Genomic DNA, 12,635 nt, shown 5'->3' on the forward strand with positions numbered 1-12,635 from the left:
TACCCCACCTCAGAGCCAACAGCTGAAATTGGGGGGCTTTGATATCAGTTTCAAAACATAAACCCACTTATTTTGACCGAAATCAAACCTTTTTTCCAACAATTGTTTTTTACCGGACAACAGTGAACTTGATTCAGGAACTATATTAATAAAGCTAAATTCTCGTCGTAGGGTCCCGCTAATACTTTAACAATTCATAAAGATTCATGATCAATAACCTTTTCGTAAATGTTAAATGTAATTATCCTTAGATAAATATGGGTCATTTCTTATCGCTGCTGGCTTGCCTCGGCTGGCCGCCGAAGGGCTATCTTCTTTTCCTTAGATGAAAAGAAGCAAAACCGAGCTTTTCTGCGAGCTCATGAATACCTGTAAAACATAAATAACTTATGAATAAATCAAGGCTTGGAACTGATGTCAGATAAACTCGTTAAAGCTTTCTTTCAGCAGCACAAGCACCCGATGAAAAATCGGGAGAGAATGCGCTGCCTTGGGCAGTGGTAGTATGAAAGATTGTAGTCGAAGCTTTAAACGTTTTCTCCTTCCATCATTTCCTAGGCCGGATAGCAGGGTGGCAATAGCGAGGTTTGCCATCCATATAGACAATTTATTCTTAAAAATCAGTATAAATGATATTAACTTATGTTGCTGAAATATAGACATTTAATAAAAACCGCCTTGAAATCTTCGATGGTGGCGGTCCATTCTTCAAGCTTATTACTAAAGATAGGGTTAAAGACCTAAAATTTTATTCTCCTGTCTTTTATGAAGAACACTGTCCGGGACGTCCAGGAAGAATTTCAGCAATTAAAATTCAAGAAATATTCAAAACCTATTTTACTGAAGCCGGAGAGAAGGACTTTGGGAATGTAAAAAAACTAAATTATTTATTCAAAAATAGTTATTAAGTTTAATAACCTTCGTTTTTTGAGACTATAACTTAAAAAGAGATTCTAGTCCTATCAAAAATCCACCCTTTTTTGATAAGTTTCATTGTTAATCCTAAAGAGTAATGAAAGGACTTACAATAAAATCCTTTCTTCCACCTAAAATTCCTGTGAGCGCATTGTGAATGAACTCTAACCGCCGTCGCAATCCATGTGCTGGCTGATAGTTTAATTCATTTTTTCAATCTCTTCGTATGTATATTGTTTGTATTCAATTCTGAACCTTCTAGCATTCTCTTCTACGGTAGTCTCGAATCCGGCTTTTTTTCTTCGGGTATTTACCTCTTTAGCTTTCTCAATCGGCAAGACATAGATTACCTGGCGCTTTATGCCGGTTTGCTCGTCAGTGATTGATTTTCCTTCTAACTGGGTGCCATAGATTTGTGGCTTCCGTTCTTCTATCAATTTTCTATCAAGCATCATGGCAACATCAGTGAATGGTATCTCTATGTTTTTACCTGCCTCCTCGATCAAGGGATAATATTTAGAAATTTTCGGCGAATGCTGTATTACAAGAAAGACAGCGGTATTGGTCGGTTCTCCAACCATTGACCTGCCTGGGTAACCATATTTGAGGACGATTTTTTCAACTTTTAGTAAATTGACACTGTCTGTTTTAGTTATTAATGACCAGATATTATTGTCTAAATAATTTTTTGGATAACCAACTATCTTAGATATCTCTTGCTTTCGTAAATCAGTCGTTTGATTATCAGTATATTCTCTAAATATTTGATCTTGGACAAGTATGCTGTCAAGTTCCTTTTTCAAGTCTTCATTGATTTTCGTTTGGGATTTACATCCAAATCCAATTAGACCTAGTAAGATAAGAAGTATGAATTTACTCATATTGCATGTTTAAAATAGAAAGTACTTGAAGGTATCGATAAATCCTGGTTTATTGGGATCCTCTAAGAATTTTGCCGTTTTTTGATAAATAAGTTAAAGTGGCTTAATCATAACCCGGGTTGTCATCCTGAGCTGTCGAAGGACTTGTAACAAAATGAAACATTTTGTTGTTTAATCAGTAAAGCAGCTATATGACCTGCATCTATTTTTCCTTAACTAAACATCACCCGTGCCGCTGCTAAAATTGATAAAAGGCACTCGTGCTAATGCTTCTCCTATTTCTATTTAGAATTTGACGATGTCTTTTCTTCCATTTAAAAGCATTCCGGTTTCTGCATTCACAGGCAATCTTAAGATGTTCAAATCGCCAATATCTTTATTTTATTGCTTTTTCATAGCAATTGAATAAGCCTTTACGGAATATCACTGTACCGGCAAACTCATATCCCTTTTTGAGATATACAGCATTGGCAATTTCATTAAGAGAGAATGCATCAAGCCGAATAGAACGATAGCTATTTTCAAGTGCATACAGTTCGGCATATTTTATCATTTTACTGGAGATTCCCTTCCCTTGAGCTGATGGACTGACGAACAGACGATGTATCACAAGGAAAGGTGATGCATACTTCCATGTCAGAAGATTGTATTCTTTATCGCAGGATTCGTTTAAAACCATATAAGACAGGATCTCTCCGTTTTCGATACAGATATAGCCTGCTTTATGTTTGATATCTTGTTTAAGGATGTCTTTGTTAGGGTATTCTGAATCCCACTGATCAATGCCTTTAATACACATATGTGCTTTTACATCTTCCAATACCTTTTCGATTTTAATCAAATCGTTGGACACTGATTTTCTAATCATATATCGCAATATATGAAAATATTCTCCAGACTAAATTAATGGATAGGATATTCAGTTCTTAAAATATATTAGCTTGTCTTTACCATTAAGTTTCGATTTTTTTTTTAAAAGGTCAATATTGAGTTTAGAAACCTCAATATTAATCAGCTTATATCTTGAAAATAAGGAGCAATTATTTCTAAATATTCCCTGGTAATTGATAATTTAATAGGTTTGTGATATTGCCTTTAATGATAATTTTTTTTCCCAAAAAACAGGCTAATTTAACATTTTCTGTTTTCCCAATTATAATAATCTCATTTCGCTAATCAAAGAGGTTTTTCTTGTTTTTGATAATATTTATCAGATAACAATATTCGTTTTATGAAACAAGACTTACAGTGTAGAATTCTTTGGTCTACCAAAAACCGACAGTTTTTTTGATAAAATATCGCTAAGCTGGATTTTTTCTTTCTCTGTAAATCACTAAGGTTTATTATACATACAAATTAGTTGCTAGTTAAGATGTCAATAGCTTTGTCTAGTAATTCGTCCTTTCTATCCACTATGCCTTTAATTGTTGGTTTTACGACAACATCGATTTTCACCCCAATCCTTTGAGTGGGAGAATTGTCCGGGTAGAATGTGCCTCTACTCGATATCATTGTGAAAATACCTCCCGGAAGAACAATAGCGCTTACATCTCCATCAGCGCCTGCAGTCTGGCTTCCAATAACTATGACGTTTGGTGAACTCTGAAGTGCCATGGCCGTGAACTCTCCCTGGCTCTGTGTGTCGGAGTTGACAATCACAACCACCTTTCCATAATATAAATCGCCATTCTTTGCAGGTCCATTATATAATGAATCAGCGATGATGAAAGTGCCTGGATTTGAATAGTCTACCAATGAAATCTTTGCAAATAGGCTTTTGGCAGATTTAAAATTGTTTACAAAGGTGTAAGGCATAAAGTCAGATGGGTACTCTCTTATGTCGACGATTATCCCCTTTGCTTTTGCAAACATTTTTTTCATCTGTGGCAATTCCGAATTCAGATATCTACCTGCATTAACGTAGCCAATCTGATTGTTAATTAAATAATATGCACCTTTTTCTTTTTGTCCCGGCGCTCTATAGGTCGATTTGCCCTTAAGCGTTGTGATGTTTAGTTTGATTAGCCTCCCATTCCGTTTAACCACAAACTGCATTTCTTCGTCGTTACTTCTCATCAGATAGTTCCAAGGCAAATCTCTCAATTGAGTTTCGTAATTGGATGCAGGAGTGATGGGCAAATACCTTTTAACGAGTTTTTTAATACTTTCGCCGTTAATAGAGACAATAATGTCTCCTATTTTAACCCTTTCTTGGATACCTAAACTATCGGTACGGTATCCGCTTACGATCAACTTGTCTTCGACAAAATCGGCTCGAAAGGGGACACGATATTTACCCTTGATTGATTCCAAGGTTGGATAATTATTAAAGATGTTTGCATGGGTATCCTTAATTGTCGCTATTAGCCTTAATGTTGCGAGTGTATATTGCTCAGCATTTTCAGCAGCTAAAAATTGCGGAATGAAATCTTTCAGAACTTGGTTCCAGTCGTATTCAGTAACATTTCTGTAAGGTGAAAAGTAGTTTATGATAGACCAATATCGAAACAACGTAAGAAGCCTATATCCCGTATCAGGAAATAGCATATCATCATAGCTTTTCTCGTTGACAAATTGAGGATAACCGATGCTTGGTTCTTTTTTAATCCAATAATTCTGTCTTGAAGAATTGTTTTGTTGGATATTCCTTAGTTTGTTTGTTAGGCTTTTTGTCAATATTTTTCCAGTAAACAGATCTCCATAGTCTGGAACTATTAACGCTTTTGAAGATGAAGGCGTTTTACAGTTATCACACTTTCTCACCTTCGGTAGGGAATCTAAGTAAGCCTCTAAAGAATTACTAAGTTCGATAACATTCTTGCATTTAAGTGTATTAGATAATATTTTAAATAGCTCGGCGTCCCAGTTCACATCCCCGCTACCAGCATATGCGTGGTGATACTTTAAAAATCCCCACATCTGTCCAACTACAGCCAAGTTGGCTATATTGTTTGCATCTATCCTTATATCATTTATTCTGGACCCATTCCGATATGAAGTATCTACCTGAGCTTTTTTTTGCGGAATTCGTCTTAAGCTAACTAGGGGTTTTCCATCTTTATAAAGCTGGAAATTATCGAACCAGACTTTGCCTACCCCATCTAGAATGCCTCCAAATGCTATCCCCCTTAATTTTTTGGAGTGGGTGAGTTTGATACTATACTCTACCCAATCATACGTGCCAGCATTCTTTTTATCAACCAATGTCGAGAGGGTGTCAACTCCATCAACTTTCAACCATATTCCTGCATACCCATTCTGAACATCGTCCATTTTCATATAACCCCTCAATTCAATAGTACCCCCTTCTATGCTTGAACTATCATTTTCTCCGAAGGAAAAATAGTTCCCTACTTCTTGGGGAGTATTGTAATTGATTGAATTTTCGATTGATAAACTATATTTTCCTTCAAATTTAATACCTGAATCTAATTTGACGTTCTTATAATTTGGTGCCTGGAACGACCATCCGCTAGGAAGTGAGCTGGTTTCGTCTACAGACTCGAATCCGTTATTGTGATCCGGTGCTTTATCAAATCCGGACAGTAAAATAAGAAAAAAAAGTGAATAAATTTTCGTCATATTCTATTAATTCGGAATGAGTTGATATGGATTATTGCCGAACCTAATGATTATATCCTTAAATACAAAGTATCGTGTCTTAACAGCTTTCTACAAAAACAAATTATATGCGATTTTATAGAAAAAACAGATTTGAAAAGTTAATGGATTTCTAACCATGGTATTTACGGTATTAAAGATAGATTATGATGATCGTCTAATAAACTATTAGACTTATATCAGCATCCCTTGACCTAGTTTCTTTCAAATCTGATCATGAGTAGCTTATCACCAGTACCAAGTTAATATTCGTTTTTTGAGACTATAACTTAAAAATAGATTCTAGTCCTATCAAAAATCCACTGTTTCTTGATAATGATACTAGATTCATTGGCTCATCGTGTTTTTAAATTTAGTATGTTGCGCAACATATTAAATTCTAATACTGTCTTTTTGAAAACCACTATATACCTTATATGAAAATTTCTCTTTTTTTGTTATTTTTTCTAGTAACAACAATTAGCTATTCACAAGAAAAAAATGATATTCCAATAGGCAAAACCTACAAAACCTATTCGAAAATTCTCGGGGAAGAAAGGCCATATTTTGTATATCTTCCAGAAAGTGCATCCGAGAAAACCCTCGGCAAACAAAAATATCCAGTCATTTACTTGTTAGATGGGGAACAACATTTTCAGGGACTTGCAGCTATGATGGAAAACATGGGTTCACTCAGGGTATTTCAGGAATGTATAATTGTAGCTATACCGAATATCGACAGGATAAGAGATTTTACTCCGACCCATATAACTTCAGGAATATTTTTAGATAGCGCCTCAGCCAAATCATCAGGTGGAGGAGAAAAATTTACGCTTTTCTTGCAAAAGGAACTGATTCCTGAAATCGAATCTAAATATTCAACTGCACCCTACCGTATGTTGATAGGACATTCTTTAGGTGGGCTTTTTGTTATTAACACACTATTGAAGCATACCGAATTATTTAATTCATATATTTCAATAGATCCTGCTTTGTGGTACGACAATTCTAAGTTGTCAAAAGAAGCAGAGAATATCTTATCTGATAAAAAGTTTGATAATAAAAATGTTTTTATCTCGATTGCTAACGGTTTCAAAAAAAAGCTTGATACTGCAGAAGTCAGAAAAAACATAACTCCTTTTAATGATGCTGTTCTTGCGATGGACCGATTGAAAAGTGCTCTACTAAGAAATGGCAATAAAAAATTACTTTGGAAAATAAAATATTATGAGGAAGAGGGGCATAATACGGCACCTTTTATCAGTGAGTATGATGGGCTTCATTATATTTTTCGAGACTATAATTTCCTGTCTGTTGACAACTACGATTTATTTAGCACCTCTATAGAAGACAAAACAATCTTGGAAGCGTTGAAATCTGGATACAAACAAATTTCGAATTCCATGGGGTATGAAATACTCCCCTCAGAAAGGATAATTAATAGTATTGGGTATGCTTTTTTAAGAGCTAATAAATTAGAGTCAGCTTATCAATTCTTTAAATTGAATGAAATTAACCACCCGAAAAGTTTTAATGTGTTTGATGCAGTAGGTGATTACTATTCTGCTAAAGGAGAAAAGAAAGAGGCTAAGAAGTATTACATTAAAGCATTATCAATTTTAGATTACCCTGAAACTGCTGCTAAGCTTAAAGCCTTAAAATAAGATATTAACTGATTAATATAGTTTCTCATTATTCCCTGTTAAATTGATAATTTAATTACATATGATATTATTATAGTATTAGTTTTTGCTCCAAAAATAGCCCAATTTATCTGTGTTTGTTTTACCATGGACATATACTCATTTCACTAATCAAATAGGCTATTCATATTTTTGATAATGAGTTTTTGATAAAATTTACCCAAATAAATCCTGATTTGTCAAGATCGTTTTTGCCTTTGTCATAATTTCCATATAAATAAAACCACAGCTGAAAGAAAAATAAATTAACAAATCATACCTTCGTTTTTTAAAACATTTTTTCTGTTTTCCGAAATTGGTGCGACGAAAATTACAGATAAAACAAAAATACGGTATATGATGAATGCCTTTAGTTAATTGTCCCGACAATTGCCTATTTTCGTTTGATATGAAAAACTTTGCCTTATTCCTTTTGATAATCTCGTTGTATGGTTCTGTGGTATTGGCTCAAAATCCTGTTCTCACAAAGAGGATAAAAAAAGAAACTATTGCCAGCATTTCGAAAAGTTTAAAAGACAATTATATTTTTCTTGACACTGCGCGACGAATGGGAGATTTCATTACTCAGCAATTTAAAATGGCAGCCTATGATACCATCAATACGCAGAACGCTTTTGCGTATAAAATAACTTCCGATCTTCAGTCGGTGTATCATGATGGTCACTTATCCATCAGCTATGATCCACCTGCAGCAAAAATCGATGAAGGACCTGATACCGTAGCACAAAAAGCAAGACGACTTCAATTCAGAAAGGAAGTGAATTTTGGAATGGAGAAGGCAGAGATTATGCCCGGGAACATAGGCTATTTGAAGGTAAAAGGGTTTTTCCCGCTGGATCAGGAAACGAAAGCTACGATTACTGCCGCGTTACTGTTCGTAAGTAACAGCAAGGCTCTCGTTATCGATCTCAGGGATAACGTGGGCGGAGACCCGGCTACTGTAAGCTTTTTCTGCGGATTCTTTTTCAATCAAAAAACTCACCTAAACGATCTCTATTGCCGTAAGGATGGCTCTTATACAGAATTTTGGGCGATACCAGATACTTCTTTGATAGCCCTAAAAACCACATCTATTTATATTTTAACCAATAAGCGAACGTTTTCGGCGGGCGAGGAATTTGCTTACAACCTTCAAGCCCAGCATCGCGCCATAATTGTTGGTGAGCGTACCGGAGGCGGTGCACATCCAGTGGCACCAGAACCAGTAGGCAATAACTTTACTGCTAATATTCCCAATTCGAGGGCGATAAACCCGATAACAAAAACCAACTGGGAGGGGGTTGGCGTAGAGCCTGATAAAGAAGTAATAGCCGATAAGGCTCTTGAAATAGTATTGAAATTGATAAAAGAGAATTAACAAGTATAAAGCCAACGAAGTTAGATCGAAATCTATAAGGCATTTTCAAATTTTGTGATTGCGAAACAGCTTAATCCTTTACAATTTTTATTGAACATGTTTTAGTTCTTATGGTACCTACTATTGATCGTTTGTTGAAATTTTCGTTTTCTCTAATTTTATTTACTTCGTTCACTCCAGATCTGATCAGCAGCAGCTAGCGTCTGGCTCATGGTTCGTTTTTTGAGACAAATCATTTACACTCAAACATATTGTCTATCAGAATTCGACCGTTTATTAACCTCAATCACCCAAAGCATCAACTTAATAAACAATTACTGAATTTGCCCAGTGTATGTCACTCAACAATTTGCAAAACCGCGGTTAGGTGTAGTTTATTTTTCCTCCGAAAATGGGATACCTAATTCCTTTGAAACTTTCTGTACAAACTCTGTTTCAAACACATTTGTTAATTTATCTATGAACTGAGGTTCCAATTTATCTTTATAGCCACCACCTCGGTTATACTCGTCACGCATATATACAATGTAGAATTGTGAGTTGGGTGAATTATTCCAGTATTCTTCATCTCCAATATATCTGAATGTAAACTTATAATCTGTATTTTTGAGTTTTATGGTGACGTAATTTTCGCCGTCATTATAGTAGTCTACATAATTAGTGTCGATTTCTGAATCTGGATTTTCTTTGTTTCTTTCCTTTGTTATTTCTTTATAGATATCTTTATATTCTTGACTAACTTCCGGTTCTCGATAAAAGTTACTGTCAGTCTCAATAACTTTTATAATTGCACCTTCTAATTCTTTCTTTTTTATTTCAAAAGAATAGGACATAAACCCTCCGTGTCCTGCACTAAACATTTCGCAGCTTGGTAAAAAAAAACAGCAATAAGCTATAATGAAGTGTTTTAATTTATGCATTGAGTCGTTATTTAATTACATCTAATACATAAATATAGGGAACACTTTAGATTTTACTGCTTCCGTATATTCTTTGATTTAACAAAATTAAAGTAGGTTAGGTAAATAAACGAAAATAATAACAGCTATAACTTTAAAAATATATTCGTTTATTGAGAAACATCAGCAAAAACAAAAAGCCAAAAATCATTTGTCAATTTTCTGTTTTCTACATTTAGTTTATCCCCAGCGTAACTGTTTATATTTTCATCCATCCAAAGAGAAACTTCATCAATGGTTAATTTTAAAAATTGCTCCTTGAAGGCATGGTTAGTTTTCATAAATACTAAAACCTCCATCATTATATAATATTTTATTTCAAAAGAGTTTTCCATTATATTTATTTTTGAGATTAAACAATGTTATATCCAGACGAACTGTAGATGATTTTTCCTTCGTTTTTTGAGACAGATCGCTGTTTTTTTGTGGTAATTTAAGCAATTCTTTGGTAAAAGAAAATACATTAGGTCGAAATACTATTAGGGTTTGGAAGCAGCAAAATATTCATTTTTTGAGACAGGTTTTAGTTTGTATAAGCAAGTACCCACGGTAGTAAACGAAATAAAAAGCTTCAATTTATTATGTTCGCGCTTCGACAGAGGCTTAATTTAAACCTGTTGAGAGATGGTTTTTTATTACCATTTATAAATCCTTTGTGTCATAGATTTCCTCATACTTATGCGCTATATTGTATAAATTATATCGAAGTTCCTGATTGTCCATAATTAGATGCGTTTGGTAGGTTCCGTATTTGTATTTTACGTAGATGGGTATCTCTGTGTTCCAACCTGCAATTGTCATTTCTTTAATCATATCGACCAACAAAGAACCCCATTCTTGCGCATTTGAAAAACTTTTATAGTTCTTTTTGATATAGCGGTTAATCTCATCGTCAGTTCGCAAATATTTTGGGTAAGCCAGTCGGTTCAGTTTCTTTTGCTTTTGTTTTTCCAATATGTGGTTCTTCGTTCTTTTTATCACACACCAAAAGTTTTGAAAATAACCTAATACTAATCCTACAATCGTCAAAGTAATGACTATACCTGATATGAATGCGAGCTCTATTGTCATTTAATATTATGCTTAACTTATATATAACAGCCGTAAGTTTCTCCAATCGCTAATAATGCACATATATTGGAGCCATGAATTGGCTGTTTATTTTACTAATATTTACTCTTGCAATCATGGAAAATTGCCATTAAATGCTTTCGTTTAGTGAGACAGATCGCTGTTTGTCTGTGGTAATTTAAGCACTTCTTTGGTAAATCAAAATATATTAGGTCGAAATACTATTAGGGTCTGGAGCAAGCAAAATATTCGCTTTATAAGGCATTTTTTCTTTTTGCCATATGGTGCAGATAAACTACAGCTTAAAAAAAAATATACAGTAGGGGATAGGGATAGATACCTTCGTTTTTTGAGATTATCTACATTTAGACAGCTTCTAATTTTACAGGATTAATTTAGTTAAATCGCTGATAAGCATGCTAAATTAAAAATTAGCTTTGACGTATTAACAATAAGATGCCAGCTAGTGCTCAATATCGGTCTACCCACCAATATCCTAATCTCGTTTTAATACATAAGTGGTTTTTTAGCTTAAGCTTAAAAGGTTATGGCGAATTTGACGTTTTGATGAGCAAAAATTAGGTTAATGGCGATTTGCGAAGGTAGAAAGAATATATATTTGCAGCCGATATAATGGAAGGATTAAGAAATAACTTTTTAAAAAGCACATTTACGCTAATACTATTGAGTGTTATAGCGTTAAAAGTCTGTGCTTTTTCTATTTCGTATTTTTCTACTTCAACAGATGCATTTTCAATCGAAAAAAATGCAGAAGAAAATAAAGACAAAGAAGATGAAGCATTAGATAAAAACAAAAAGAAATTGCTCCTTTACGAATCTTCTATTATTGATATTGCACATTATTTCTGTATCAATCACTCTCCTCTTTCCACACAACATTATCATGTACGCATGGATGCACACCCACCTAAAAGTGTGCCCACTCCCCCTCCTGATTCATTTTCTTAATTTAAGGAGTGATTTCTCAGTTTAATGAGCTAAGAGTGTTATAGGTTTTATGTATTTAGCTATTAAATTAGCAGCATGCCAATAATACTTGCGAAGTAATTAATTTCTACTCCTTTTGTGCCGGTTTTTTCAAACCTGCAGATTTAAATATTTCACTATTAAGTCAAAAATAACAATGAAAAATCATCATGTTGCCGGTGCTCCTACGCCCTGGCAAAGATTGGTACGTATGCTTTATTACGAACGCAGCACCATCAATTATATTTACATTTATGCCATTTTAATCGGCCTTATCGGCCTCTCCTTACCACTCGGTACCAGTGCGGTTTTCAACCTTTTATCTAACGGTGCCATGTACAGTTCTACCTACATTCTCATCGCCGTTATTTTAGTGGGCATTATTGTCGGAGGATTATTACTGATTGGTCAGCTTACCTTAGTGGAGGTAATAGAGCAAAAGATTTTTGCAAAAACAGCCATAGAATTTGCTTTTCGCTTGCCGCGGATTAAGAAGAAAGCGTTAGAAGGCGAAAATCCTTCCGAACTGATTAATCGTTTTTTTGATATTTTAACTATACAGAAAGGCCTTACTAAGTTACTGGTAGATGTTGTCGCAGCTGCTGTTCAAATATTCTTCAGTGTAATTTTGCTCTCCTTCTATCACCCGGTATTTATGGCCTTCGGGATGTTTGTTTTAATTGTGATCATTTTAATTTTACTCTTGTATTATCGCCGTGGTGTTCAAACCAGCATTGAAGAGTCTGAATATAAATATCAGGTAGCCGGTTATCTGGAAGAAATTGCCGCCGATTTGGATACCTACCGAAACAGCAGCGAAAAGCGGAAAGAAATTATCACCCGAACGGATGAGATTACGGCAAATTATATTCAGGCTCGTAATGATCACTTTTCGATTCTGAAGCGTTTTTTCATCAGTGCGGTAGCCATGCGTACCATTTTAATGGGTTCGCTACTGCTTTTAGGTTCTTATTTCGTTGTAGAACGACAAATGACTTTCGGACAGTTTGTGGCTGCAGAAGTGATTATTGTACAGATTAGCTATGCCATTGAAAAACTAATGACCAACTTAAATACGGTATTTGATATGGTAACCGGAAGTGAAAAGCTTGCAGTGGTTACCGATCTGGAATTAGAGGAAGGAGATTTGAACCATGGGTAA

At 34.7% G+C, this 12,635-nt stretch carries 10 protein-coding genes; 4 read left to right on the plus strand and 6 right to left on the minus strand.

The features are described from left to right. Window positions 1-1,115: 1,115 nt before the first annotated feature. The 3 genes from ACN1CD_RS21415 to ACN1CD_RS21425 all read right to left on the minus strand — a co-directional run bounded on the left by ACN1CD_RS21415 (window position 1,116) and on the right by ACN1CD_RS21425 (window position 5,378). Window positions 1,116-1,796 (minus strand): DUF6624 domain-containing protein, encoded by a 681-nt coding sequence (locus ACN1CD_RS21415; protein ID WP_419132457.1) that lies wholly within the window; start codon window positions 1,794-1,796, stop codon window positions 1,116-1,118. Between the two features lie 376 nt (window positions 1,797-2,172). Further along, window positions 2,173-2,664, minus strand: a complete 492-nt coding sequence (locus tag ACN1CD_RS21420) for a GNAT family N-acetyltransferase (RefSeq protein WP_419132458.1) — start codon at window positions 2,662-2,664, stop codon at window positions 2,173-2,175. 488 nt (window positions 2,665-3,152) lie between these two features. Further along, window positions 3,153-5,378 carry a S41 family peptidase gene (locus ACN1CD_RS21425; RefSeq protein WP_419132459.1) on the minus strand — a complete coding sequence of 742 codons (2,226 nt, stop codon included), beginning with the start codon at window positions 5,376-5,378 and terminating at the stop codon, window positions 3,153-3,155. A gap of 455 nt (window positions 5,379-5,833) precedes the next feature. Here ACN1CD_RS21425 and ACN1CD_RS21430 point away from each other — a divergent pair, with 455 nt between their 5' ends. Together ACN1CD_RS21430 and ACN1CD_RS21435 are read left to right on the plus strand one after the other, a co-directional pair. After that, entirely contained in the window at window positions 5,834-7,060 is a 1,227-nt protein-coding gene (locus tag ACN1CD_RS21430; RefSeq protein ID WP_419132460.1) for an alpha/beta hydrolase, read from the plus strand. A 427-nt stretch (window positions 7,061-7,487) separates the two neighbouring features. Next, window positions 7,488-8,456, plus strand: coding sequence for a S41 family peptidase (locus ACN1CD_RS21435; RefSeq protein ID WP_419132461.1), 969 nt, complete (start codon window positions 7,488-7,490; stop codon window positions 8,454-8,456). 374 nt (window positions 8,457-8,830) lie between these two features. Here the strand turns inward: ACN1CD_RS21435 and ACN1CD_RS21440 are convergent, their stop codons facing one another. From ACN1CD_RS21440 to ACN1CD_RS21450, 3 genes are all read right to left on the minus strand, one after another. Then, entirely contained in the window at window positions 8,831-9,376 is a 546-nt protein-coding gene (locus tag ACN1CD_RS21440) for a hypothetical protein (protein ID WP_419132462.1), read from the minus strand. 149 nt (window positions 9,377-9,525) lie between these two features. Beyond that, window positions 9,526-9,750, minus strand: a complete 225-nt coding sequence (locus ACN1CD_RS21445; protein ID WP_419132463.1) for a hypothetical protein — start codon at window positions 9,748-9,750, stop codon at window positions 9,526-9,528. Between the two features lie 307 nt (window positions 9,751-10,057). Then, window positions 10,058-10,486: a hypothetical protein gene (locus tag ACN1CD_RS21450; protein ID WP_419132464.1), complete on the minus strand. Its 429-nt coding sequence runs from the start codon at window positions 10,484-10,486 to the stop codon at window positions 10,058-10,060. A gap of 633 nt (window positions 10,487-11,119) precedes the next feature. On the opposite strand from ACN1CD_RS21450, the gene ACN1CD_RS21455 reads away from it, so the two are divergent. Further along, a complete protein-coding gene (locus ACN1CD_RS21455; RefSeq protein WP_419132465.1) occupies window positions 11,120-11,455 on the plus strand; it encodes a hypothetical protein in 336 nt (111 codons plus the stop codon). A 175-nt stretch (window positions 11,456-11,630) separates the two neighbouring features. Next, window positions 11,631-12,635 (plus strand): ABC transporter transmembrane domain-containing protein, encoded by a 1,005-nt coding sequence (locus ACN1CD_RS21460; RefSeq protein WP_419132466.1) that lies wholly within the window; start codon window positions 11,631-11,633, stop codon window positions 12,633-12,635.

The organism is Pedobacter sp. N23S346 (genome assembly GCF_048515415.1).
Classification (GTDB): Bacteria; Bacteroidota; Bacteroidia; order Sphingobacteriales; family Sphingobacteriaceae; genus Pedobacter.